The organism is Actinoallomurus iriomotensis, from assembly GCF_030269445.1.
In the GTDB taxonomy this organism is placed as follows: Bacteria; Actinomycetota; Actinomycetes; order Streptosporangiales; family Streptosporangiaceae; genus Actinoallomurus; species Actinoallomurus iriomotensis.
Genome location: NZ_BSTJ01000008.1, coordinates 311,963 through 336,863 on the forward strand (window position 1 = coordinate 311,963; position 24,901 = coordinate 336,863).

23 protein-coding genes are annotated in these 24,901 nt (G+C 69.4%); 10 read left to right on the forward strand and 13 right to left on the reverse strand.

Features of this window, described 5'->3' with window-relative positions; translation table 11 throughout:
* Positions 1-11 precede the first annotated feature (11 nt).
* Complete coding sequence (locus tag QSK37_RS31050) at positions 12-1,610, reverse strand: FAD-binding oxidoreductase (protein WP_285628266.1); 1,599 nt, start codon at positions 1,608-1,610, stop codon at positions 12-14.
* Between the two features lie 483 nt (positions 1,611-2,093).
* Between QSK37_RS31050 and QSK37_RS31055 the strand changes: the two genes are divergently transcribed.
* Positions 2,094-2,516: a hypothetical protein gene (locus QSK37_RS31055; RefSeq protein WP_285628269.1), complete on the forward strand. Its 423-nt coding sequence runs from the start codon at positions 2,094-2,096 to the stop codon at positions 2,514-2,516.
* Between the two features lie 647 nt (positions 2,517-3,163).
* Here the strand turns inward: QSK37_RS31055 and QSK37_RS31060 are convergent.
* Positions 3,164-4,111, reverse strand: a complete 948-nt coding sequence (locus tag QSK37_RS31060; RefSeq protein ID WP_285628272.1) for an alpha/beta hydrolase — start codon at positions 4,109-4,111, stop codon at positions 3,164-3,166.
* A gap of 96 nt (positions 4,112-4,207) precedes the next feature.
* Here QSK37_RS31060 and QSK37_RS31065 point away from each other — a divergent pair, with 96 nt between their 5' ends.
* Entirely contained in the window at positions 4,208-4,411 is a 204-nt protein-coding gene (locus QSK37_RS31065) for an SDR family NAD(P)-dependent oxidoreductase (protein WP_285628275.1), read from the forward strand.
* 21 nt (positions 4,412-4,432) lie between these two features.
* On the opposite strand, the gene QSK37_RS31070 is transcribed toward QSK37_RS31065, so the two are convergent.
* The 7 genes from QSK37_RS31070 to QSK37_RS31100 are packed head-to-tail and all read right to left on the reverse strand — an operon-like array spanning position 4,433 to position 11,392.
* On the reverse strand, positions 4,433-4,879 hold the full coding sequence (locus QSK37_RS31070; protein ID WP_285628278.1) for a PaaI family thioesterase: 447 nt from the start codon (positions 4,877-4,879) through the stop codon (positions 4,433-4,435).
* On the reverse strand, positions 4,876-5,361 hold the full coding sequence (locus QSK37_RS31075; protein WP_285628281.1) for a MaoC/PaaZ C-terminal domain-containing protein: 486 nt from the start codon (positions 5,359-5,361) through the stop codon (positions 4,876-4,878). Before QSK37_RS31075 ends, QSK37_RS31070 begins: the two co-directional genes overlap by 4 nt.
* Positions 5,358-7,079 (reverse strand): AMP-binding protein, encoded by a 1,722-nt coding sequence (locus QSK37_RS31080; RefSeq protein ID WP_285628284.1) that lies wholly within the window; start codon positions 7,077-7,079, stop codon positions 5,358-5,360. The genes QSK37_RS31075 and QSK37_RS31080 overlap by 4 nt, the downstream gene beginning before the upstream one ends.
* Positions 7,076-8,035, reverse strand: a complete 960-nt coding sequence (locus QSK37_RS31085) for a 3-hydroxyacyl-CoA dehydrogenase NAD-binding domain-containing protein (RefSeq protein ID WP_285628287.1) — start codon at positions 8,033-8,035, stop codon at positions 7,076-7,078. The genes QSK37_RS31080 and QSK37_RS31085 overlap by 4 nt, the downstream gene beginning before the upstream one ends.
* Positions 8,036-8,070: 35 nt before the next feature.
* Positions 8,071-9,555 carry an aldehyde dehydrogenase family protein gene (locus QSK37_RS31090; protein ID WP_285628290.1) on the reverse strand — a complete coding sequence of 495 codons (1,485 nt, stop codon included), beginning with the start codon at positions 9,553-9,555 and terminating at the stop codon, positions 8,071-8,073.
* Complete coding sequence (locus tag QSK37_RS31095) at positions 9,552-10,451, reverse strand: alpha/beta fold hydrolase (RefSeq protein ID WP_285628293.1); 900 nt, start codon at positions 10,449-10,451, stop codon at positions 9,552-9,554. Before QSK37_RS31095 ends, QSK37_RS31090 begins: the two co-directional genes overlap by 4 nt.
* On the reverse strand, positions 10,448-11,392 hold the full coding sequence (locus QSK37_RS31100; RefSeq protein ID WP_285628295.1) for a 3-carboxyethylcatechol 2,3-dioxygenase: 945 nt from the start codon (positions 11,390-11,392) through the stop codon (positions 10,448-10,450). Before QSK37_RS31100 ends, QSK37_RS31095 begins: the two co-directional genes overlap by 4 nt.
* Before the next feature lie 97 nt (positions 11,393-11,489).
* Between QSK37_RS31100 and QSK37_RS31105 the strand changes: the two genes are divergently transcribed.
* The 6 genes from QSK37_RS31105 (at position 11,490) to QSK37_RS31130 (ending at position 18,030) form a co-directional block, all read left to right on the forward strand.
* Positions 11,490-12,431, forward strand: a complete 942-nt coding sequence (locus tag QSK37_RS31105; RefSeq protein ID WP_285628298.1) for a LysR family transcriptional regulator — start codon at positions 11,490-11,492, stop codon at positions 12,429-12,431.
* 70 nt (positions 12,432-12,501) lie between these two features.
* A complete protein-coding gene (locus QSK37_RS31110; RefSeq protein WP_285628300.1) occupies positions 12,502-13,857 on the forward strand; it encodes an MFS transporter in 1,356 nt (451 codons plus the stop codon).
* Entirely contained in the window at positions 13,854-14,720 is an 867-nt protein-coding gene (locus QSK37_RS31115) for an amidohydrolase family protein (RefSeq protein WP_285628303.1), read from the forward strand. Before QSK37_RS31110 ends, QSK37_RS31115 begins: the two co-directional genes overlap by 4 nt.
* A complete protein-coding gene (locus tag QSK37_RS31120) occupies positions 14,720-16,372 on the forward strand; it encodes an FAD-dependent monooxygenase (RefSeq protein ID WP_285628306.1) in 1,653 nt (550 codons plus the stop codon). The genes QSK37_RS31115 and QSK37_RS31120 overlap by 1 nt, the downstream gene beginning before the upstream one ends.
* A gap of 347 nt (positions 16,373-16,719) precedes the next feature.
* Positions 16,720-16,992 carry a hypothetical protein gene (locus QSK37_RS31125; RefSeq protein WP_285628309.1) on the forward strand — a complete coding sequence of 91 codons (273 nt, stop codon included), beginning with the start codon at positions 16,720-16,722 and terminating at the stop codon, positions 16,990-16,992.
* A 654-nt stretch (positions 16,993-17,646) separates the two neighbouring features.
* The gene (locus tag QSK37_RS31130; protein WP_285628312.1) at positions 17,647-18,030 is read left to right on the forward strand and encodes a VOC family protein; all 384 of its coding nucleotides are present in this window, start codon (positions 17,647-17,649) and stop codon (positions 18,028-18,030) included.
* A gap of 89 nt (positions 18,031-18,119) precedes the next feature.
* Here the strand turns inward: QSK37_RS31130 and QSK37_RS31135 are convergent, their stop codons facing one another.
* The 3 genes from QSK37_RS31135 to QSK37_RS31145 form a co-directional block, all read right to left on the reverse strand.
* Complete coding sequence (locus tag QSK37_RS31135) at positions 18,120-18,521, reverse strand: VOC family protein (protein WP_285628315.1); 402 nt, start codon at positions 18,519-18,521, stop codon at positions 18,120-18,122.
* A gap of 118 nt (positions 18,522-18,639) precedes the next feature.
* Positions 18,640-20,814 carry an MMPL family transporter gene (locus tag QSK37_RS31140; RefSeq protein WP_285628317.1) on the reverse strand — a complete coding sequence of 725 codons (2,175 nt, stop codon included), beginning with the start codon at positions 20,812-20,814 and terminating at the stop codon, positions 18,640-18,642.
* Positions 20,815-20,919: 105 nt separating this feature from the next.
* Complete coding sequence (locus QSK37_RS31145; protein WP_285628319.1) at positions 20,920-21,456, reverse strand: hypothetical protein; 537 nt, start codon at positions 21,454-21,456, stop codon at positions 20,920-20,922.
* A gap of 167 nt (positions 21,457-21,623) precedes the next feature.
* Between QSK37_RS31145 and QSK37_RS31150 the strand changes: the two genes are divergently transcribed.
* Positions 21,624-22,832, forward strand: coding sequence for a sensor histidine kinase (locus QSK37_RS31150; protein WP_285628322.1), 1,209 nt, complete (start codon positions 21,624-21,626; stop codon positions 22,830-22,832).
* A 99-nt stretch (positions 22,833-22,931) separates the two neighbouring features.
* Entirely contained in the window at positions 22,932-23,624 is a 693-nt protein-coding gene (locus tag QSK37_RS31155) for a response regulator (protein ID WP_285628325.1), read from the forward strand.
* A gap of 140 nt (positions 23,625-23,764) precedes the next feature.
* Here the strand turns inward: QSK37_RS31155 and QSK37_RS31160 are convergent, their stop codons facing one another.
* Entirely contained in the window at positions 23,765-24,772 is a 1,008-nt protein-coding gene (locus tag QSK37_RS31160; protein ID WP_285628328.1) for a hypothetical protein, read from the reverse strand.
* Positions 24,773-24,901 lie beyond the last annotated feature (129 nt).

A 24,901-nucleotide genomic window follows, 5' to 3' on the forward strand; every position in this document is an offset into this window, starting at 1 on the left:
CAGTTGCGGTCTTAGCCGGGTTCGATCGCCAGGGCGTGGCTGAAGACACCGAGTGGATCCCAGCGGGCCTTGATCCGCTGAAGGCGGGGATAGTTGTCTTTGTAGTACAGGGTGTGCCACGGCACGCCGGAGGTGTTCCAGGCCGGGTCGGCCAGGTCGGCGTCGGGATAGTTGATGTAGGAGCCGTCGCTGACCTCGCCGGGCACGGGCACACCCCCGGTGTCGGCGTACACGTCACGGTAGAGGCCGCGTACCCAAGCGAGGTTGGCCGCGTCCTCGCTCTCGTCCGTCCAGACCGTCTCGTAGACCGCCTTCATCACCACGTCCCGCTGGGCGACCGCGGTGGCGCCTGGCGGCACCGCGCGGACCTGTCCGCCGTAGCCGACGAGCAGCATCCCCGCGTTCGGCCCGCCGGCGGAGTCCGTCAGGTGGTGATGGACGGCGGCGAGCTGGGTGTCGGTGAACGACCGGCGTAGGTAGCCGGCCTTGATCTTGTATCGGCGGCTGATCACGTCGCCGGGCTCGCCGGTGCCCGGCCACGTCGTCGCGTGCAGCCACGGCATGATCCGCCGGGCGTTCAGCGTCGGCTTCGTGCCGGCGGTGATCTCGGAGACGAAGTCGGTCACCAGGCGGTCCGCGTGCGGGATGCCCGCGTCGATCTGCGTGACCATCGAGAAGCTTCCGGCGCTGCGGTGCGCTGGCATGAGGATGGCGTACAGGCCGGCGTTTGGAGAGCCGGGTGCGCTGTTGCGCTCGTGCCAGGCGCCGAAGGCGCGCAGCAGCCCGGTGAACGCTCGCTCGGTCATCCCGTCCCACGACCAGGTGACCAGACACTCCAGCATCTCCCGCGGCGCGGCAGGCAGCAGCCGGGACGGCTCGTCGCCGGCAGCCTTGGGTGAGCGCAGCCAGTAGCGGGTGACCACGCCGAAGTTGCCGCCACCACCGCCGGTGTGCGCCCACCAGAGGTCACGGTTCGGGTCATCGGCCTCGCGGGTGGCGACCACGGCGCGGGCGGTGCCGTCCCGATCGACCACCACGACCTCCACCCCGTACAGGTGGTCCACGACCGAGCCGTACCGGCGGGACAGCGGCCCGTACCCGCCGCCGGCGAAATGGCCGCCCGCGCCCACCTCCGGACAACCGCCGGCGGGGATCGTCACGCCCCACCCCGTGAACAGCGTCCGGTACACGTGCCCGAGAGTGGCCCCAGGCTGTACGGCGAACGCCCGGCGCCGGGCGTCGTAGCCGACCGCGTTCATCGGTGACAGGTCCAGCAGCGACCGTACGGCCCGGTCGGCGGTGAAGTTCTCGAAGCAGTGCCCGCCGCTGCGCGCCGCGACCCGCCGCCCGGCTCGTACCGCCTCAGACACCGCGCGCACGACCTGATCGGTGGAGCCGGCCACGCGGATCTCGTCGGGCCGGCCCACGAACCGGAAGTTATTGCCCCGCAGCAGGCCGTCGTACCGCGCGTCACCCGGCCGGATCGTCACCGGCCCGAACATCGGCTCTTTCGGCACCGCCGCACCGGAGGAGCGCGTGCCCACGACTCCGGCGGCCACGACGGCGCCCGCGCCGGTCAGCAGGCCACGACGCCGCACCCCTTCGTTCATCGTCGAAACACCCCTTCCATCCGTCCGGACATCAGCGTGTCGACCCGGGACCCGGGCGCGCACCAACCGTTCTTCCGAGCCTGCGGATGAACCGCCCGATCAACCAGATGGCCGATTCGGGTCCACCAGCCGGCGGGCACGAATCGGGACCGATCCGACATGGGCGGCGATCACGGCTCGCCGCGGGTCTGTCCGGCTGACGGCGGCCGGTGGTGGTGAACGTGCGGGTGCGCCGGCTCGCCTGCAGGGGCTGGCGGTGCTCCCGGCAGACGTTCCGGGAACAGGCGTCCGAACCACCCGCCTGGCCGCCCAGGTCGGGGCGGTGGCACGAAAGTTCGCGGGCCGGGCCAGTGCCCGCGTGCTGCCCGCACAGGCGACTTTGATATCTCCCTGACGCCTCGCCGTGGATTTCGAGCCCCTCTAGAAGGACGGAGCGGCGTTTCGGCTCCCTCTCCTCTGATGGTGAGCTGGCATCCTACGATCATGAGTCTCGCCACCGATGAAGACCAGGTCCGCCGGCTGGTCGCGGAGATGTACGCCACGGTTTCCGGTCCAGCGGGGCCCCGGGACTGGTCGCGAGACCGCGAGGTGCTCCATCCCGACTGCCGCCTTATGCGGACCGTGCGTGACGACCAGGGGCGGCCGACTTTGAACGTCCTGACGCTCGATGAGTTCATTGAGGACGTCACGCCGCTGCTCGCCGCGACCGACCTCTATGAGATCGAGGTCGAAAGCGAGATCCGGTTGTTCGGCAATATCGGCCACGTGTGGAGCGCCTACGTGGGCAAGCACTCGCTGGACGAGCCGGAACCGGCATTCCGCGGGGTCAACACGATCCAGGTCCACCGCGATGCGGGCGGCCGGTGGTGGATTTCCAGCATGCTATGGGATAACGAGCGTCCCTGAGCCGGCACCCGGGGGAGAGCGGCGCTTCTCGGCCGGGTGTCCCGGTCGGGCGAAATTCGGCTGTCCGCGCAGCCACGGTGTCGGCGGAATTCCGCTATCCATCCCTTCGAAGCGCATCCGCAGGTAGTCGTAGCTCCCGCCCGAGGCGTTGAAGGGGTCGGAACGGCCTCATCGAGCTCGGCCCTCCGCCGATCGCGCCGCCGCCACGCTCGGGCATGGGTTGATCCGTCCGCAACGCGATGACGAGCCCACTCCAAAAGGTGAAGGCGTTCCCCTCCCGGCTGCGCCAACGGATTCAAGGCAATTCGTCGGAGGGGCGCGGATCTTAGTGTGGATGCTCGCCGACGACCTCGAGCCGCGTGACGCGCTCGGCATCCCAGCCTCTCAGTCTTCTGATCACCGAAGAGAACATTGCCCTACCTGGCAGTCCTCGTCAGGGCGCCTCACGCTGACCGTGTCAAAGTTCGTCGGGCGGCGGTGGGCGACCAGCGGCCGGATCGGGATCGGGCGGCGATGGTGGGCGACAGGTTCGCGACTGTCTCGTCGCACAGCACCCCGTCCCTCATCGGGCCGTGAAGAGTCGAAGACCCGATCCGCGCCGGTGTGGCTCGTGCTCGGACGCCCCGTCGGGGGACAGCGCGACTCCTTCACACCATGCCCGGTTCCGCCGCCGTGGCCTCGGCCTGTGCGTCTTCGTCGAGGAGGTGGCGCCGCAGGAACTCCAGCTCAGCCGACACGACCTTCTCGTGCTCGTCCAGGAACGGCGCATAGTGCCCGCCCTTGAGACGGACCAGTTCCCCGCGCGGTGCCCGCTCGGCCGTACGTATCGCGGCCTTCGGCGGGGCCGACCTGTCGCTGTCGCCGGCCACGACGAGCAGTGGGCATCGGACACGAGAGGCCTGCCGGACCGGCCGGTAGCCGCCGAGAATCAGGGTCGAGCGAGCGGCGACCGCCATCTGCCACTCCGGGTACCGGCCGTCCGGGTCGAGGGCCCGAGGCCCCTGCTTGCCATCTGGTGTGGTCAGGGCCGAGACGGTGCCCGGCTCGCCGGCCAGCGGCACCAGCACGGGCGGGCGGCCGACCCGGCCACCCACGGCGTCGCGGACGGCCCGGCCGAGCAAACGCAGCGCCGCCGTGGGCCGCTGGTATCGCCCGGCGCTGAGCGTGGTGGCCACGCCGTCGACCGTCGGAGTCTGGGCGACCGCGGCCGCCAGACTCGGATGGTCCGCCGCCACGCGGATGATGTGGCCGCCGGCCAGGGAGAAGCCCCACGCGGCGATCCGATCCGGGTTGACGCCGGGCAACGTCGCGGCGTGCGCGATCGCGGCGTTCCAGTCGGCCAGCTGCTCCCGCATGCGGACGACCTGCCGCGGTCCCCCGCCGCTGTCGCCGAACCCCCGATGATCGAAGGCCAGGACACTGAACCCGGCCTCCTGGAACCGGGCGGCGAACCGATCGGTACCCGGCTCCTTGGTCACGCCGAAGCCCGCAGCCATGACCACGCAGGCGCCGTTGTCGCCCGCATAGTGCCACGCCGCGCACTCGGCGTCATCGCTGACGAAACGAACCTGCTGTCGCTTTGTGAACCCCCGCATGACCAGCCTCCGATTTCGTTTATGAGGTAAGTGAACCACGTGGTTCACAACATGCCCCCTTTGGGGGGCACTCAGCGGCCTCTGGGTTCCTTCGGCATGACCCAGGACCCGGCGCGGATCGAGTCGCGGTATGCCCTGCCCCTCTACTGCGCCTCGAAGGCCGCGGTCACGATGCTCACGACGCAGTACGCCAAGGAACTGAAGGAGGTGAAGGTCAACGCCGCAGACCCCGGGCAGACCGCGACGACTTCACCGGCGGCCTCGGGCACAGCGTCGCCGAGGGCGCCGAGTCCATCGTGACCCTCGCGACGACCGGCCCGTCTAGGTCGCCCTGGGCATCAACTGCGCCGGCGAACGCGACGGTGGGTTGCGGAAAACCGCGCTTGCCGTCAGGACCGTCCGCCCCTCACTGTGGAGCCGCGCGGACACGAACGTCACCGTCCGCGTCGACTGATCGACCGTCGCCTCCCCGAACAGCAGCTCACCACCACGCGCGGGTGCCAGCATCGAGCATGACAACTGGAGCGTCACGGGATGGCGGTCGGGGTCCGCACCGAGGAAGGACTCGACCGTGGCGCCCAGGGTGATGTCGAGGACGGTCATGAGGAAACCGCCGTGCGCGGTGCCGTTGGGATTGAGATGGTGCGGTGCCGGCGACACGCACAGGTCGGTCCGGTCGGTGCCGCGCCGCCACAGCAGGCCGCCGACATGGCCGAGGAAGGTGCCATCCTGGTCGAGCGGAACGAAGCCCTCGGGAACGCCGTTCATGCTTCCTCCACCAGGACGATCCATGTCGCCGCCATCGCGGGCCGTTCGCTCGCCCGCCGTTCGAGCCGACACCCAAGGCTGAGCCGGGTGGTGGGGCCGGGGCCCGGCGCCACGGCGTCCAGGGACAACCGCAGGCGGAACTCATCGCCGGGGGAGACCGGTGCGGTGAACCGGATCCGCTCCAGCCCATAGTTGGTCCACCTGGTGGCCTTGGCGATGGTGTAGCACTGGTTCGCCAGCGCGGTGACCGTGGAGAGCACCAGGAATCCGTGGGCGAGGAGACCGTTCAGGCCGGCCTCGTCGCGGGCCCGTACCGGGTCCGTGTGGATCCAGTGCCGGTCGTGCGTGAGTTCGGCGAAGCCGAGCACGTCGTCCTGCTCGAGCGATGCCCAGCCGCTGATCCCGATCTCGCTTCCGACGTGGGCTTGGAGGTCGGCAGCGCGGTCGACGGCCAGGGTTCTGGTTGGGTTCCCGATCTTCACGATCCCGCTCTCTGCCGGTCGTATATCTGCTCGACGAGCCGACCCCGCCGTTCCAGGATGACATTGCGCACGAGCTGTCCCTTGCTGCCCACCTCGTCGCCCTCGGGTTCGAGCAGGGCGCCGTCGAGGACCCGGGTGCTCGGCTTGGTGTTCTCACGGTTGTAGGCGTCCAGCAGCAGCCGCAGGTCGTCCTCGCCGAACGGTTCGGCGGCACGGCTGTCCGCCCAGACGAGCACGCACGGTGCGGACCGGTTGGCGCCGAACACGACGATGTCGCGCAACCGTCCCGCGCTGCGGGCCAGCAGGCTCGCGCGGATGCCGCTGGTGTCGACCCAGGTGCCGTTGGCCAGCTTGAAGTCGTCGGCGATCCGGCCGGTGAAGCGCAATCCGCGCTCCGGGCGGGCGGGATCGATGAGTTCGCCCGCGTCGCCCGAGCAGTACCAGCCGTCGGCGGTGAACGCCGCTCGGCTCTGCTCGGGCAGTCGCCAGTATCCGCCGGCGACGCATGGCCCGCGGACCAGGAGTTCGTGCTTTCCCGCGACGGGACGCAGTCCGATCTCGACACCGGGCAGCGGCGTCCCGATGCAGTCCGGGGCGACTCCGGGCGCGTGCACCATGGTCGCGCCGGGGCCCACCTCGGTCGAGCCCCATCCGGTCACTATGGGGACCGGGCGTCCGCGCACCGCCGCCGAGAGTTCCGACAGCCGGCGGAACACGCTCGGGTGCATGGCCGCGCCGGCGCTGAACATGACGTCGAGGCGGCCGAAGAACGCCGCGCGGAAGTCCGGATCGGCCTCCAGCACGGGCAGGAGTGCCGCGAACCCGGACGGAACCGCGCCGTGGAAGGTGGGCCGGTGACGGCGGAGGTTCCGGATCGTGACGTCGAGGCGGTCCGGCCGGCCCGCGGCCTCGTCGATGTGCAGTGTTCCGCCCTGGGACAGCACGAGGTTGACGTTGGCGTTGCCGCCGAAGGCGTGGTTCCACGGCAGCCAGTCGACCAGTACCGGGCGGTGGCCGGTCAGGAAGGGCCAGACGTCGAGCGTCATCTGGATGTTCGTCGTCATCATCGACTGGGTGTAGGCCACCGGCTTCGGCCGACCGGTCGAACCGGAGGTGAGGAGGATCTTCGTCGGGGCCGTGGGGTCGATGTTCTCGGGCGCCGGCCGTGCAGCGTCGTCGGGAATCGCGCACCGCAGTTCCCGGACGGCCGGGCGGCCGACGAGCATGCGGGCCGGTGCGCCGGCGGGCAGGGCCTCCGCCAGGACCGCCGCGTGGGCCGAGTCGGCCGCCCAGACCAGTGCCGGTTCGAGCAGGGCGAGGAGATCGGCCAGCTTGCCTCGGTCGGCCGAGGCCCCGGCGTACTGCGGTGCGACGGGCACGGCTACGGCGCCGGCCAGCATCGTGGCCAGCCCCATGGCCATGTGCTCGACGGAGTTCGGACCCAGCACTACCACGCGGTCCCCGCGCCGCAGACCGCGCTGGACCAGCGCCGCGGCGACCCGGCTCACGTCCTCCCACGCCTGAGCGTAGGACCAGGCCGTCCGGTCCGCGCCCGTGGCCACCGTGAGCAAGGCGGCGTCCGGTGTCTCGGCGCCGAATCGGCGCAACCAGTGCAGGACGGTCGGCGTCGCCGTACCCGCCGGAATCCGGGACCGCAGCACGAGCATGCCGTCCGGCTCGCGGCGGCAGTCGACCGCGGGCGTTGCGAACATGCTCATGCGCGGGGCTCCGCGCCGCGGTGAAGGGAGTGCAGCAGCGCGAGCACATCAACGGCGGCCGCGTCCCTGGCGGCGAGGACGTCGCCGATCGGCCGGCCGTCGAGGACCTCGTCCCCGGCCGCGATCAGCCGGGCCCGGGCGTCCTCGTCGAGCTGCGGTGTGCCCAGGTCGGACCACCACCCCTCGATGGTGTCCGCGAACGAGCGCATCGCGCCACGCATCCCGTCGGGACCGCCGGCCAGCGCAAGCGACATGAGTGGGCCGCCGATCAGGAACCGCGGGGTTATGCCGTGCACCACGGCGTCCTCGATGCCGCTCGCGTCCACGACGCCCTCGGCGAGCAGGTACGTCACTTCCCTCAGCATCGCGAAGGTCAGCCGGTTGGTGAGGTAGCCGGGGATCTCGCGGTGCAGCAGCACCGGGCGCTTGCCCAGGTCGGTGAGGTGGGCGAGCACCGCGGTGACGACGGTGGGCGAGGTCGCCTTGCCCGCCAGGACCTCCACAAGTGGGAGCGCGTAGACCGGACTCTGCGGATGGGCGACGACCAGACGCTCTGGGTGGTCCATGCGGGTCTGCAGGTCCGACGGCATGAGGCCACCGCTGCTCGACAGGATCGGGACCTCGGGCGCGACCGCGGCCTCGATGCTTCGGTACGCGCCCTGCTTGGCCTCGACGGACTCGGGGACGTTCTCGTGCACCAGGGTCGCGGCACCGAGACCGGCGGTCGGGACCAGCCGGAGCAGGTCCAGGGGCGCCGACATGGGCGCGTCGGGCACGGTGCGACGGACCGAGGGCCACACGCCCTCAAGGTACGACGTCAGCCTCCCCAGCGCGGCGGGTGCCGGATCCACCACCAGCACCGAGCGGCGGCGGGCGAGATAAGTGGCGGCCCATCCGCCGCCGATCGTCCCAGCGCCCACCAGGCCGATCGGTTCGTCGCTCCAGTCGTTGGGCATGCCTGACCTCCCTGTCAGTGTCGTCGCGTGCCGGGTCAGGAGGCGTCTTCGCGCAGCGAGTCCATATCCGGAACCGGACCGGAGCGGGTGAGCAGCGCCTTGCGGCGGAGGAAGCGCAACATGCCGTTGGGCCCCATGCGCGAGCCGCCCAACCCGGAGAGGTTGTAGGAGGTCTTCTCGACGTCGCGCATGATGGTGATGGTCAGCGAGGTGTCCATCAGGCTGACGGCGCCGGCGTTGACGCGCCGCCCTATCGCCCTGGCCTCGTCCTCGTCACCGGCGAACACCGCGGCGGACAGACCGTAGTCGCTGTCGTTGGCGAGCCGGACCGCCTCATCGATGTGGTCGTAGGCCTGCACGGGGACGACGGGTCCGAACGTCTCCTCGCGCATGATCTTCATGTCGTGGTCGACGCCCGTCAGGACCGTCGCGTGCATGTAACGACCGCCGTCGAGCGTCTCGCTGCGGCCGCCGCAGTGCAGGATGGCGCCACGGGCCAGCGCGTCGGCCAGATGGGCGTCGACGATGTCGGCCTGCCTGCCGAGGATGAAGGGGCCGATATGGCCCCGGTCGACGTCCGGGTAGTTCAGCTCGAGCCGCCGGGCCTGGCTGGTCAGCTCCTCGACGAAGGCGTCGTGCACGGACCGGTCGACGTATACGCGCTCGGTCGCGAAGCACACCTGCCCCGTGTTGTGCACAGCGCCCTTGAGGACCGCGGCCGCGGCCTGCCGCAGGTCCGCCGAGGCGGTGACGATCGCCGCGTCCTTGCCGCCGAGTTCGAGGAACGCCGGAATGAAGCGGCGGGCACAAGTCTGCGCCAGTGCGCGACCGGTGGAGACGCTGCCGGTGAAACACAGCGCGTCCACCTCCTCGACGATGGACCGGCCCGTATCGGGTCCACCCGTCACGAAGTGCAGCACGGCGGCCAGGTCGGGCACCTCGGCGATGCTGGCGGCAACCGGCTCGACGAAGCGGGGTGCCACCTCGCTCGGCTTGACGATCACCGCACAGCCCGCGAGCAACGCGGGCACGGCGTCGAGCGTCGAGAGCAGGAACGGATGGTTCCACGGGCTGATCACACCGAGCAGGCCGTACGGGTCGAACTCGGTGTCGTAGCGCACCGTGGCGGACGTGCTCGAAATGCCGTGCAGCCGAGCGCGCTCGAGGATCGTGGGTGCGGCGTCACACCATCCGCGGATCGAGGCCGCGACCATGTACGGCACCTCGTGAGACACCCGGCTGCGGCCGGTGTCGACCGTCTCGGCGTCCCCGATCGCCTTGGCGTTCGCCTCGATGGCGTCCGCCCAGCGGCGCAACACGGCCGCCCGGTGGCCGATCCCGGCCGCGGTCCACGCGGGCTGGGCCTTGCGGAGGCCGGCACAGCGTTCGGCGATCTCGGTCCGGTTGGGTGGATGGATCAGGTAGTCGACGCGCCCCGTTCGGGGATTGCGGACGGGCAGTGCGCCATCGGCCGTCATGGCCTCGACGTCATGGCTGCCCGGAAGCTGGGTTGATGTCACAGAAACGCGTCCTCTCGCTGCCCGAGGAAGTCCAGGACGAGCTCGTTGAACCGACGATGCCGCTCCCACTGTGGCCAGTGCCCCGCGCCATCGACCAGCTCGAAGCGCCCGTTCGGGAGCTTGTCCGCCATGCGCAGCCCGACGGCGGCCGGCCCCGAGGGGTCGTCACTGGTCCAGACCACGAGCGTGGGCACGGTGATGGCGGCCAGTTCGTCGTCGGTGATCATGTTGCGCGCCCGGACGTCTCCGTCCTGCAGGCACATGATGTTCCGCATCGACTCGGCGAACGGCGGCTGGGCGTAGATGGTCCGCCGGACGTCGACCAGCTCCTGAGTGACACTCGCCGGGTCGGCCATCAGCCAGCTCACGCGGGCGCGGATGCGCTCGTCACTCGGGTCGTCGGCGGCGCCCTGGGACAGCGTGCGGATCCGCTCCCGGACAGCCGGGTCGGACAGCGCACCACCAGGGGTGTTCAACACCATCCGGCCCACTCGCTCCGGGTGCGCGTACGCGGCCTTCACCGCGACCCAGCCACCGAGCGACTCTCCGTTCAGATGTGCCCGTTCCACACCGAGCGCGTCGAGAAGGCTCATGAGGTGGGCGACGTAGTCCGGCAGTTCGAGCGGCCGAGTCGCCGGGGTGGTCAGCCCGTGCCCCGGGTAGTCGTAGGCGATCACGCGGTACCGCGCGGCGAGGGCGGGGATGTTGCGGGCGTAGGCCTCCAGATGCCCGCCGACGCCGTGCAGCAGGACCACGGTCTCCGGTCCCGTGCCGGCCTCCAGCACACGGGTGTTCCACTCGTCGACCTGCACGTGTCGGATCGTCAGGTCCTGCCCGATCAGCGCGGTCCAGATGCTCGGCTCGTCGGTGACGGGGGCGGGAATGGGGACGGTCACGCGTTCCTCCGGGTCTCTGCGGTGGTGATGCCGAAGCCGGCGATCCATTCCGGGATCGGGCGGTAGAAGCTGCCGCGCATGGCGTAGGGACCGGCGGTGGCCAGGGCCGCGTAGCAGGCCAGCCAGGTGCGAACTTCGTGGGCGGAGTTGCCCGCCTCGGCGGTGATCCAGGTGTTGGTCCAGGTGTCGGTGGTGGTGAGGCGCCCCTCGGCCAGCAGGTCCAAGAACGCGCGGTCCCAGTCCGGGTTCAGTCGCGGCCCCGGCTCCCCAGCCGCGACGGCCAGCCCGGCGTCACGGACCCGGGCCTCGCGCCCGGCCCGCTCTTCGGGTGTCGGATGCCGGCCGGCGATCAGCCGGGCGGCGACCTCGGGCGGCGCGCCCTCCAGCGTGGGCAGCGGCGGATCGTGGGAGAGACCGCCGGAGCCGAGCAGCAACACCCGGCGGTCGAGCGCGAGCAGGGCTCGGCCCAGTGCCTCGCCGAGCCGGCGGGTGCGCCGTACGGGGCCGAACGGCACCGCCACGGAGTTGATGAAGACCGGCACCGCCGCAACGGCGTCGATCGCTCCGAACAACAACTCCAGGGGCTGGGCGAAGCCGTGGTCGACGACCATCCGCTCGGACATGGCCAGGTCGATGCCCGCGGCCAGGACCTCCCGGACGACGTGCCGTGCGGCTTCCCGGTCGACCGCGAGCGGTCCCCGCGCCGTCCCGTAGTCGCCGACGGACTCGGCCGCGGTGCCCACGCAGAACGGCGGCATCAGGTCGTAGAACATGCCGTTGTAGTGGTCCGGTGCGACCACGACGACCAGATCGGGCCGGAAGTCCGCGGCGAAGGCCCGGGCCTGCGCGAACGCCGCGTCGACCGCGGCCCGGGCGTCGCCGCGTGGCTCAACGGTACGCATGAGCGGCGAGTGCGACGCGGTGACGACGGCCAGCGGCATCGGGACCTCCTCGATGGCGGGGATGCGCCGAACGCTACGACTACCCGGCCATATAGGTCTATGTGAAAGTTTGGCATCAGGACTTAGCATTTCGGCTATGAGTTCGCCGACGGCGCCGGACAACCGGATCTCCCTGCACAAACTCGAGGTGTTCTGCAGCGTGGTGGAGCGAGGTGGTGTCCGCCTTGCCGCGGAGGATCTGTTCGTCTCCCAGCCGGTGGTCAGTGCCCACCTGCGCTCGCTGGAGGAACGCCTGAAGGTCAAGCTCTTCCAACGCGACGGCCGGGGCATGAAGCTGACCGAGGCCGGTGCCGAGGTGCACCAGTGGGCCACCGAGGTGTTGCGGGGGCGCACCGAACTCGACCGGAGTCTGCGCGACATCTCCCGCGGGGTGGTCGGGCGGGCTTCGATCGCGTCGAGCATGTCCGTGGGCAACTACGTGCTGCCGCAGATCCTGGTGGACTTCCGTCGCGCACATCCACAGGCGTCGATCTCGCTGAACCAGTCGACCGTGGAGATCGCCCTGGAGCGCACGCTCGACGGCCGCTCCGACTTTGCGGTCGTCGCCACGGACGCCGTGCTCGACGCCAACTCCTTTGAGTCCGAACTGATCGCTCGGCCGCCGTTCTGCCTGGTCGCGGCGCCCGATGATGAGCAGGTCGGCGACTCGGCGACGGTCGCCGAGTTGACCGCGCTTCCGTTCGTCTGCCCGCCGTCCGGCGCGGCGATTCGCCGCAGCCAAGACTCGGCGTTGGCCTCTCTCGGGGTCGTGGACCGGCGGGTGGAGATCGAACTCGGCAGCGCCGAGTCCATGAAGGTGGCCGTACAGGGCGGACTCGGCGTGGCGCTGCTCTGGCGAGAATCCGTGCGTCGCGAACTGGAAGCGGGCCTCCTGCGCGAGGTGCGAATCACCGGGCACACGCTGTACGACAAGCTCTACCTGGTGCGGCGTCGCGGCAAGAGGCTCACCGCTCTCCAGTCGACGCTGACCACCGTGCTTCTGGATGGCATCCGGGAGCTGCTGGACCAGGAGAGATAGCTTTTTGACTCAGTGAAGTCGCCGAAAATCGTCATAGTGCTATTGCTGGGTCCGGCTTAGCTTCCTCTGCATGACCGACCTCACTCCCTCCACGCCGGCTACCGCCGACCGGCCGGGTGCCCCAGCGGCCGCGCAGCCCCCCAGATGGGAGCGGCTGATCTCCGTTGCCGTGCTGGCCCAGGCCGTCGAGTACTTCGACTTCTTCGTCTACGCCACGGCATCCGCCATCTTTCTCGGCCCATTGTTCTTCTCCGGGCTTGGTGACACCGCCGCCACGCTCGCGTCGTTCTCCACCCTCGCCGTCGGGTTCGTCGCCCGCCCGGTCGGCGGCGCCGTCGCGGGGCACATCGGTGATCGGTACGGCCGCAAACCGGTGCTCGTCGCATCAACGGTGGTGATGGGCGTGGCCACCTTCCTGATGGGCCTGCTGCCCACGGCGGCGGCGATCGGCTGGGTCGGAGCAGTGCTGCTCGTGCTCCTGCGCCTGCTGCAGGGCTTCGCGCTCGGCGGCCAGTGGGGCGGTGCGTCGCTGTTGCTCACCGAGAGCGCGCCGGCCGGTCGGCGCGGGTTCTTCGGCAGCTTCGTGCAGGTCGGCGCGCAACTGGGACTGATGGGCGGGATCAGCGCGTTCCTCGTGCTCTCGTTCGTCCTCTCGGACGAGCAGATGCTGGCGTGGGGGTGGCGGATTCCGTTCCTGTCCGGCCTGGTCATGATCGCCATCGGGCTCTACATCCACCACGCGGTGGAGGACACGCCCAAGTTCAAGGAGCTGCAGGCGGCTCGCCCGGAGCCGAACGTGGCGGAGCAGCAGCCGCTGGCGAAGGTGCTGCGCGAACACTGGCGGACCATCCTGCTCGCGGGCGGCGCGTTCGTGCTGCCGAACGCCGTCGCCTTCATCATCGTGTCGGGCATCCTCGACTACGGCGTCAAGTCGTTGCACCTGGCGCGGACTCCGTTGCTCGGGGCGATCCTGGCCGCCTGCATCGCGCCGTTGATCTTCCTGCCGTACTTCGCGCACCTGTCCGACCGGTTGGGGCGGCCGAAACTGTTCATCATCGGGGCCGCGGGTGTCGCGGTCTGGGGCTGGCCGATGTTCGCGATGATCGACACCGGCAATCTGTGGCTGATCTTCGTCGCGTTGTTCGTCTGCTTCACCGTCCACTCGCTGATGTTCGGCCCTCAGGTGGCGCTCTACTCCGAGCTGTTCAGCACGGACGTCCGCTTCTCTGGAGCGTCGCTGGGTTACCAGGTCGGGTCGGTCTTCGGTGGCGGGCTCGCGCCGCTGATCACCGCCGCCCTGCTCGACGCGACAAAGGCCGGCTGGTCCGTCGCCGCGTACATGACGGTGCTCGGGGTGATCAGTCTGTTGTCCATTACGGTCCTGCGCAGGCGCGCGAACTCGGCGAGCCGCCGGGAGCTCACATGACGAGGCGGACGGTCCGGCACGTCGTCGACACCCACCACCACGTTGGCGCCCTCTCGATCGGCGCGGCCGAGGAGCGGCCCACGGCCTCGGTGTCGCGGGACCACGTCGACACCCATCACGCGATGCTCGACCGCTTCGGCATGACCGCGTGCGCGGTGATGCCCGGCCTGCAGTACGAGCGTCCATACGGCATCGTCAACACCCGAGAGGTCAACGATGCGATCGCGGCCTACCGGAAGCGCTCGCCGCGTTTCCTCGCCGCGCTCGGCACTGTCGAGCCGCTGCACGGTCTCGCGCTCTGCCGCGAGGAACTCGACCGGATGGTCGACGAGCTGGGGCTCGACGGGGTCGTCTGGCACACCCGCTACCAGGGCGTCGCCGTCTCGGACCAGCGGATGCACGCCCTGATCGACGAGGCCACCGCCCGCGGCCTCCCCTGCTACGTGCACATGTTCGCCGAGTCCAACCTCGAAGCGCCGTGGATGTTCGCGGACCTCGCCCGCGACCATCCCGATGCGACGATCGTCGCCCTCGACGCGTTCTCGGCGTCGACCCAGATCCAGTACGTCATGGATCTGGCGGACCGCTTCGACAACATCCTGTTCGACACCGCGATCTGTTTCCCGCTGCTGCGCCCGCTCGACACCTTCGTGACCCGGTTCGGCTCCGAACGGCTGATGTTCGGCACCGACTCCTATGCCGACCCCGTCAGCTACAACGTGCCGGCCGTGATGGAGGAGCTGCTCGCGTCCGAAATGGACGCCGAGCATCTCGAGAACGTCTTCTGGCGCACGTTCTGCCGTGTCTTTCCCGCCGCGGACAAGGCGCTGCAAGCACTCGACACCCCCGAGGAGAATCTCTGATGCCCACCCCCTCCGGACACCGCTCCGTAATCGTCGTCGGTGCGGGACCGGTCGGCCTGACACTCGCCGCCGAGCTCGGCACTCGCGGCGTCGACACGCTCGTGCTCGAAAAGCAGGACACCACCACGGACAACCCGCGCTGCAACACGACCAACGCCCGGTCGATGGAGTACTTTCGCCGGCTCGGCGTCGCGGACCGGATCCGCCGCGCCGGGCTGCCGCTCGACCACGCCACGGACGTCGTGTACTGCACGAGCCTGACGGGCTGGGAGCTCACCCGCTTCCGGTTCTCGTCCGCCCAGGAGATCCTGGACCGGACCGCGCCCGAGCTCGACGAGTGGCCCACCCCCGAGCCCCAGCACCGGATCTCACAGATCTTCCTTGAGCCGATCCTGGAACAGCACGTCCGCGGTTACGACTCGGTCGAGATCGCTCGTGAGCACGAGGTCGTCGGAGTCCGGCAGCGTGGCGAGATCGTCGAGGTGCGCGTCATCGCCGGAGGCATCGAGAAGGTGCTGACCGCCGACTACGTCGTGGGCTGCGACGGCGGGGCCAGCACCACCCGGCGGGCGATTGGCGCCAGGCTGCAGGGTGACTCCCGTGCCGCGGAGAACCGGCTCTCGGTCTACTTCCGCTCGGCGGAGCTGGGGCGCGAGTTCGCCGCGTCAGAGAGGCCCGGCTGGATGTACTGGTGGTACGGACCACGCCTGAAAGGCTCGTTCGTGCAACTCGATGGTGAGGGCCTGTTCCTGTGCCATGCCCGCGTCCCGGAGGGCACCGCACCGGATGACCTCGACGAGGACGAGGTCCTGTCCGCCGCCCTCGGCCGGGAAATGGAATTGGAGAAGATCCAGGTCGTGCGGTGGACGCCGCGCCGGCTCGTGGCCGACCGGTTCGTCGACGGCCGGATCGTGCTCGCCGGCGACGCCGCACACCTTTGGCTCCCGCTGGGTGGCTTCGGCATGAATACCGGCATCGCCGACGCGGTCGGGCTGGGCTGGCGCCTCACGGCGCTGCTCGGCGGTTGGGGCGGACCCGAACTTCTCGAGGCGTACGAGGTCGAGCGCCGCTCCGTGGGGGAGGCCACCTCGCGTGCGGCGCTCAAGATCGACCGGGACATGGCGTCCATCGCCCGCGACCCCGCGCTGCACGTCGACGACGCCGAGGGCGCCCGGCTGCGGGCCGAGGTCGGGGAACTCATCGCGAAGCTCGATCGGCAGCAGTGGCACAGCCAGGGTGTGCAGTTCGGGTCCCGTTACGTGGACTCGCCGGGGATCGCAGCGGACGGCCGGTCGGCGGAGGACACGATCACACGTATCGACGAGTACCGCCCGAGCCTCGCCCCAGGCGCCCGCTTTCCGCACGTCTGGCTGCCCGACGGACGTTCGGTGTTCGACCTTCTCGGCAGGGAATTCACGCTGGTCTGCGCCGGTGGCGATGCCGGCCGCTTCGTCCAGGCCGCAGCCAGGCTCGGAATCCCACTCTCGGTAGTGCACGCCGACGAGAGCTACGCACAGCCGCTCCTTCTCGTTCGCCCCGACCTGTTCATCGCCTGGAGTGGGGCAGTGCCCCCGGCCGATGTCGACGGCCTGCTCCGGCGGCTTGCCGGTTTCGGCGCGGTCACCGCCGACCTTCCGACGGTCACGTCCTGAGCGAGTGTGCGCTGCGGCCCCGTGGGGTTGTCGTACGAGGTACCGACCCTGCATGCCACCCGCTCCCAGTAGCGATCACGGGCAGTGCGCACCGGTCCGCGCCGCGCGGAGATGCCGGAGGGCCATTGCGCCGGTGCGGTCAGGCTGCAGGGCGCACAGAACAAGGGAACGCAGCGTCTTCTGATCATCGACGAGGGTGTTGCCCTACCTGGCAGTCCTCAATAAGCGGCCTGCGCTGACCGACTTGATCCGGAGTGTTGGCCCGTCCAGGGAGACGGCGAATACGCGAGCGCGAATGCGTAATGCGGTGTCTCGGTGACGTACGGTCGTCAACGTGGGCTCGCCGTATGTGCATCGGTGTGTCGTTCGGCATGTGGGTCGTGGTGCTCGTCGAATTCGCTGAGTATGCCCCGGAACCTTCGGTCGCTGTCCCGCCAGCTGGTGACGAAGGCGGTGCCGAGGATCCACAGCACGGCGCCGATCGCGACGATGGCGGTGAGATGGTCAGCCTGGAGCGGTCCGGTGTGGTGGTGCGTGGCGGCCGGTACGTGGTGTCGCCCGACGGTCGCCGCGATGCTTGTCCGGGTGTCCGCCGGTATGGAGTCTCCGGGATGAGATAGCACAAGATCTACAGCGCCGTAGAAGCTTGGGCCGTTACTCCGGGCGAGTGACTTCGGGGTCTCAGCCGGTCGGCGCTTTGTGGGGGTTGCCCTTTGCCTTGCCCTTCGGTGTGTTGTCGGGGTGCGGTTTGTTCTTCTGAGCCTGTGTCGGCTGGCGTCAGGCCGCGCAACGCCGGCTGATCGTTGGTCACCCCGTCGCCTGGCTTCTCGCGTTGATCAAGCTCGCGCTCGCCGTGGTCACCATCTCTGATCCCGCGACGTCGTTGGGCTCAGAGCTTCAATGTCAGCCCTGGACACGTTCGCGCGATGGCAGTGCCGGCTGGTTGCCTGGAGGTGGCCACCGGTTGCGCCCCATCTACCACTGATCGAACTTTCGAACCCTTCATCGGGAGTTCTTTCGCTGAAGCGCTGTGGGGCTCTCCGACCATGACGAACATGGCCTTACATCCCAGATCGCCGACGCTGACGAGACTGCTATGCCCAGCTGCCTTGGTTACTGTCCGTCAGTCTGGCAACCCAGCCTTTCCGCTGACTCACTGTCTAGCGATTCGGGAACCCGGCGCGGGGCGAGTATCCGGCGTTCGAACGAACCGCCGCCGAACTCGACATTCGTATCCGCTTCCTCATCCATCACCTAGCGAGTGAGGACTGACGATGTCCGAAGATCTGGTCAGCGTACGGTACATCGTCGACGACGTGCAGAAGGCCGTCGACTTCTACACCACTCACCTGGGGTTCGTGCTCCGCTCGTCCGCGGTACCCGCCTTCGCCGATGTCACCCGCGGCGGGTTGCGGCTGCTGCTGAGCGGGCCGAAGTCCTCGGCAGGGCGGCCGATGCCCGACGGCGTCACGCCCGGTCCCGGGGGCTGGAACCGCATCCACCTGATCGTCGACGACCTGGCCGCCGAGGTGGACAAGCTCCGCTCGGCCGGGCTGCACTTCCGCAACGACATCATCACCGGGCCGGGCGGAAAACAGATCCTGCTCCAGGACCCTTCCGGCAACGTCGTCGAGCTCTTCCAGCCCGCGGCCCGCTGACGAAGCGAGAGGCCAGACGATGCCGCGGCTGGGGGTGAATGACGCCGTGGTCATCGCACGGACGGGACGTTGGTGGGAGTGCTCATGGGTCAGCGTGTGGGTGCCTCGGGCCGGTCGGCGGGTTGGAACAGTTCGATCAGGTTGCCGGCGGGGTCGGCGAGCAGGATCTGGCGTCCACCGGGGCCGACGATCATGTCGCTGCGGAACGGCAGGCCCGCGGTGCGCAGCCGGGCGATCTCGGCGTCCAGATCGTCGACGATGAGGTGGATGCGGTTGCGGCCTGCGACGGTGTTCTCGGCGGGGGTGGCGCGGGCACCGGAGCTCGCGGGTCCGGACAGCAGCAGTCGCAGCCGCCCGCGTACGACGTCGGCGAAAGCGGGTGCGGCACTGGTGTTGAGGGTGAAGCCGAGGTGGGTGGTGTAGAAGTCGATGGCTGCCTGGACGTCGTCGACGAGGTAGCGGACGCTGGCGTAGTGGCTGGGTGCGGTCATGGGTGAGTCTCCGGTGTCTGGGTGAGGACGGGCAACAGGTGGCGGATGCGGGTGTCAATGCCTGTCGCCGCGCGGCCGAATGTGGCATGGCCGGACTGCTCGACGGCCGGGTTATGGGTCAGACTTCGACCCTTTCCCCGACCTCGGCCTGTGCAGCCGAGGTCGTCTTCGGTGCCCGGCCTCCGGGCATCCACCAGTTGGCCTTGCCGCACAGTTCCATCACCGCGGGGACGAGGATCATCCGGACGATGGTGGCGTCGATGAACACGGCGACGGCCATGCCCAGGCCCACCTGCTTGATCGAGACGTCGGGGCCGAGCACGGAGGTCGTGAAGACGGCGATCATGATGGCGGCCGCGGCCGTGATGACCTTGGCGGTCCGCGCCAGCCCGTGGGTGACGGCGGTCCGGGTGTCGCCGGTGCGCTCGTACTCCTCACGGACCCGCGAGATCAAGAAGACCTCGTAGTCCATCGACAGGCCGAACAGGACCGGGAACATCACCAACGGCACCCAGGTCGTGACCGGCATGTCGGTGGCGAAACCGAGGGCCGAGCCGAACCATCCCCACTGCACGATCGCGACCAGCACGCCGTAGGCGGCGCCGATCGACAACAGGTTCATCACGGCGGCCTGCAGCGCGATCGTGACCGACCGGACCAGCGCGATCAGCAGCACCAGCGACAGCACGATGACGACCGCGATCATCAGGGGCAGGCGCGAGCCGGTCTCCTGGGAATAGTCGATCGCGGCGGCGTTAGGGCCGCCGATGTAGACCTTGTCCCCGGCGGGTGCCTTGGGCAGCACGTCGTCGCGAAGCTTGTGCACCAGGTGCGTGGTCGCCTCGTCCTGGAATCCGGTCTTGGGAAAGGCGGTGAAGGTGGCGGCCTCTCCATCCTTGCTGATCTGGGGTGGCGTGACGTAGGCGATGCCCTCGGTCGCGCTGACCATTTCGACGGCGGGGCCCAGCTCGTCCTTGGAGCCGGCCTCGGCGGCGAAGATCAGGGGTGCGCTGTAGCCGGGGCCAAAACCCTCGGAGAGGATTTTGTACGAGGTGTAGCTGCTCCTGTCGTGGGGCTGCACGCTGGCGTCGGGCAGGCTGAGGCGCATCGACAGCGCGGGGGCGGCCAGCACCAGCAGAGCCGCGCCGGCCAGTACCGCAGCGACCAATGGTCTGCGCTGTACTGTGCGGGCCCAGCGCTCGGCGGGGGTACGGCGCGTTGGGGCCGGGCCACCGGTAGACGCGGGCCGGCGGGACGTACGGCGAGGCAGCCGCAGCGAGTTGATCTTGTGGCCGATGAAGCCCAGGAACGCCGGCAGCAGGGTCACCGCGGCGATCATGGTCACCAGGACTGTCGCCGACGCGCCGATGGCCACCCCGGTCATCAGCCTCTGCCCCATGACGACCAGACCCAGCATCGCGATCACCACGGTCGTACCGGCGAACAGCACTGCGTGACCCGCGGTGGTGATGGCGTTGACGGTGGCGCTCTCGGGATCGTCGCCCTCCTGCAGGCCGTCCTTGTAGCGGGTCACGATGAACAGTGCGTAGTCGATGCCGACACCGAGCCCGATGAGCGCGGCGAAGAGCACGGTGAAGTCCGGCGCGGGAACGAGGTACCCCGATAGCTTGGTCAGGGCAAGGCCGCCGAGGATCGCCATCAGCGCGGTCACGATCGGCAAGCCCATCGCCACCAGCGACCCGAAGGCGATGAACAAGATCACCGCCGCCGCAAGGACGCCCACGCTATCGCCCGGACCCTGCTTGGGTGTCTCGGCCTTCTCTGCCCGCTCCCCACCGAGCCCCAATGACACGCCATCTCCGGAAGCCTGCTTGACCGTGTCCACCAGAGGCTTGACCTCGGTCTTCTTCGCATCCTTTTCGGTCAGCGGGATGATCGTACGGGCGATACGACGATCCTTGGTCACCAGCTTCTTGTCCGGGTACGGCGAGGTCACCGGGCCAGTGATGGGTGAGGCGTCAAGATCGGCGATGACCTTCTCGATCTTCCGCCGGGCGGCGGGGTCGTCGATCCCCTTGTCCGCCTTGATCGCGAGCGTGAGCGTGTCCCCCTGCCGCTCAGGGAAGTGCTTTTCGATCAGCGCCTGCGCCTTGGCGGACCCGGAGCCCCCGCCGGACATGTCGTTGTCGGGGGCGGCGCCGTAACCGAAGCCGATGAACGCAACGGCGAGCACGCCGACGATCCAGGCCAGAAAGACCAGACGGCGCCGTCGGTAACAGAAACGGGCCAGTCCCGCCAAAGCCCCATCCGTACGGGAAGCCTCGGTTGTCATCATCTTCTCCTCAAGTCGTTCGAGCGTCGTACTCGACCCCCTTGGATCCCTGGAGCCCAATGCACGGGCGGAGCCGTGAGCGGGCGTCGCTTTCGTCGACGCCCGCTACGACGCCTGCGGGCGGAGTCCTGCAGTCCCGTGCTGCCGGAAGCGGCGCAGGCGGAATGACGCCCGGTCGGCGGCGGTGGTGACGACGACCGAGCGGAACCGCCCCGGCACCTCGGCCGCCCAGAAGGCCCCCGCGATCGTGATCGCGGGGACGCGGCGCATCGAATTCCCGGAGCGGAACTCCACGAGCACGTCGCCACCGCGAGGTAGGTGCCCCCAGGCCACCGACCACCGCCGTCCCCGTACGGCTCCGCGGATGAGGGCCGCGACGAGACCGTCGGCGACGGCTACGTCGATCAGCCCGTCGCCGGTGTGCACTTCCAGGGCCGCGCGGTTCCGGCTGCCCCGGCCGACACGCAGTTCCCAGCCGCTCTCCGGCAGTAGCGTCGCCTTGGGCGCGGTGAACCTCGTCGAATCGCCCGATGCATCCGGGATGCTTCTACCGGTTCGCCTGGCCGCCGGCCCGCCTTCGGTCTGGCGTCGTGTCCTTGCCCGCTTCGCCACCATCAGTTCTTCCTCGCTGGTGCTCGTCACGAAATGATCGTGGCGGCAGGCGCAGGCGGTTCGCGTCGGCTGGTGGGAGTGTTTCGTGGCTCACTCCGCCGGAGTAGGTCATCCCCACGCGGTAGACCAGTACGCCGAGTGTGGTAGTCCAGGCAGCGGATGCGCTTGACCAGCGGATACCGGCAGAATGACTCGCGATGCAGACGCCAAAGACGCTCAGCACCGTGCGCCAGGCCGCACCGAACCTCACCGATGCCGTTGTCGGGCTCGGCGTGGCGTTGTCGGTGCTGGTGCTGGCCGGCAGCCGAACCGGCGCGAGACTCCCGTGGATCGACAACCCTCGCCCACTCGACGCCGGGGCGGTCGGGCTCGTCGGGGTTGTGGCCGGCGCACTGGCGCTCCGCCGCCGCTACCCGAGATCGGTGCTGGTCGTCCTCAGCACGGTCGCCCTGGTCTGGTCAGCCGCCCACTATCCCAGCCCCCTGATCCCGCTGACCCCGCTGATCGCCTGTTACACCCTGGCGGCCCGACGCGGGTGGCGGTGGGGGCTGGCGGGCGCGGTGGTGACCGCGCTCACCGCGGTGGTGGCGATCCACCTGGCCTTCGGCGCCGCCGTGCCGGCCGGGATCACGGGCAACGCCATGTGGATGGCCATCACCGCCGGCGCCGCCGGCACGGCGGTCGGGTACAACCGTGCGCTGCTGGTGGCCACCCGCGCTCAGCTTGCCCGCGAAGCCCAGACCCGCGAGGAGCAGTCCCGCCACCGCGTGGTCGAAGAACGGCTGCGCATCGCCCGCGAACTGCACGACGTCCTCGGCCACACCATGGCCAGCATCAGCGTGCAGGCCGGGGTCGGCATCCACCTCATCGCCACGCGACCCGCCCAGGCGGCGGAGGCACTGAGCACGATCAAACACATCAGCGACCAGGGGCTGACCGACGTCAAGACCATCCTGGGCATTCTGCGCGCCGACAGCGACGAGCCTGACCAGCCCCGGGCACCCCGCGGCGGCCTCGACCAGCTCGACGCATTGCTGGACCCGGTTCGGGCAGCCGGCGTCCAGCCCAAGCTGAACATCCACCACAGCGCCCGGCCGTTGCCCGCAGCCGTCGATCTTGCCGCCTACCGGATCATCCAAGAGGCACTGACCAACGTCGTGCGCCACGCCCACGCCCGCACCGTCCAGCTTGACCTGCGCTACGAACCCGCGCAGTTGGTCATCCAGATCCGCGACGACGGGCCGGCCCCCGGCCCCGGTCACCGCGGCACCAACGGTAAGGATGGGCACGGCATGAGCGGCATGCGAGAACGGGCCGTGGCGCTGTCCGGGCAGTTCACCGCCGGCCCGCACCCCGACGGCGGCTTCGAGGTGCGGTGTGTGATACCCACACCAGACCCGGCATGATGACGACATGCGCCCGCCAATGACCGGCCAACCGGAACCACGCGTGACCCGGACGAGCGGACACCGACGACCACCGACAGCACCTGGTGTTGGTCAGGCATGACCGAGCCGATCCGGGTCCTTATCGCCGACGACGAGATGTTGGTCCGTGCCGGGTTCCGGGTCCTCATCGACGCCGAACCGCAGATGATCGTGGTGGGCGAGGCAGCCGACGGCGCCGCAGCGGTTGACCTGGCCCGGCAAACCAACCCCGACGTCGTCCTCATGGACATCCGCATGCCAGGTGTCGACGGGCTGGACGCCACCCGCCAGATCGCCGAGGCTCCCGACCTCGCGGGCGTGCATGTGCTGATCCTCACGACGTTCGATCACGACGAATACGTCATCGAGGGGTTGGACGCCGGCGCCAGCGGTTTTCTGATCAAAAACACCGATCCCGGCCAACTGCTTCAGGGCATCCGGGTGGTTGCAGGTGGCGAAGCACTCCTGTCGCCCGGCCTGACCCGCCGGCTGATCGCACGGCTTGTCGACCACGCGCCCACCCGCCAGATCAACCCTGGAGCGCTGGCCAAGCTCACCGGGCGGGAGCGAGAGGTCGCCGGGCTGGCGGCGCACGGCATGAGCAACGACGAGATCGCCGCGGCCCTATCCATCAGCCAGGCCACCGCCAAAACCCATATCAGCCGGGCAATGGCCAAACTCGGCGCCCGAGACCGCGCACAGTTGGTCGCGCTGGCCTACCAGTACCGCCTGGTCAACCCGCCTGACCCGACGTCACCCAATGCTCCGTAATCGTTGGCCGGCCGCCTCGAGTGCTCGAGCGCCGCGACCCCTGCGGGTGCTGAAAACCCATCCACAGCCTGCGGAAAGACCGGTGGATCGGACCGTGCCCTGAGAAGGGGCCCGGCCCGATCCGGGGAGGGACGTCAGGGTCACGGACTGACGTAGGCCGGTTCGTTCGCCTTGACGATGTGCTGGTGGAAGGTGAAGACCTGCGGGTCGCTCGGGTCGATCAGCGCGCTCACCCAGTGGTTCTGATCGCTGCCGAACGTCTGCACCCGGGTGAAGTTCTCGATCGTCGCGTCTTTCGCGTCCTTGAGGGGCTTGTCGATCTGGAGGAAGTGGCTGTCGCCGTTCACCAGCAGGACCTGGCCGGGGAAACCGATCGTCAGCTGCGCGAGTTTGCGCTTGGTGTCGGCGAAGTGCGCGGTCGGGTCGGAGGCCGCCCACATGTCGGCCTGGATGTCGATGACGATCGCCTTCGACTTGACGGCCTTGGCCGCGGCGAAACCGCGGTCGAGCCAGTCCAGGTTCGCGGCGTTGCGTGCGGTGTACTCGGCGAGGTCCCCGTCGGTCTGCTTACCGCTCGAGTCGAACTGCGGTGCGTTGTTGTCGCTGCCGGTGATGTTGAGGCCGAGGTACGTCACCGCGCCGTACTGCCAGCGCACGTTCTCGGGGAAGTCGGCGGACTGCCGCGTGAGCCGCAGCTTCCTCTGACCGAGAGAGTCCGGGGTGGAGGCGAACATACGGCGGACCAGCGCGAGCCGCTCGCTCGGGTCGTAGCCGCCGTTGCTGGCCCGGTCACAGTCGGTCCACTCGTTGTCGCCGGGCACGTAGATGACAGGCCGCTGGAACGAGTCGAAGTTCTTGGCCGCCAGGTCGTACTGCCCCTGGTCGCAGCGCTCGCTGCCGTTCTTGATGTCCCCGTCGAACACCGTGAACGAGATGCTCCGGTCGGCGTTGATCTCGTTGATGACGCGTGGAAACCGGGTGCGTCCGGAGTCTCCGTAGGGCATGTCACCGATCAGCGCGATCTCGTAATCGTCGCCACGGCCGACGTGCGAGGCGCTGCCGGCGGAAGGCGAGCCGGCGCCGGCGGCGGACGCCCCGCCGAGCACCAACACCGCGCCGGCCGCCACGGTCACCAGGGATCTACGCATCGAGCTCTCCAGATCTTCGTGAAATACGGACGGATGCATAGCAACGGGACGTCCTGGTGCGTCGATGACGTGGCCTGGTCGTCCCGGTTAACGGTGGATGAATCATGCTTGTGGCCTGTCCGGGAACGC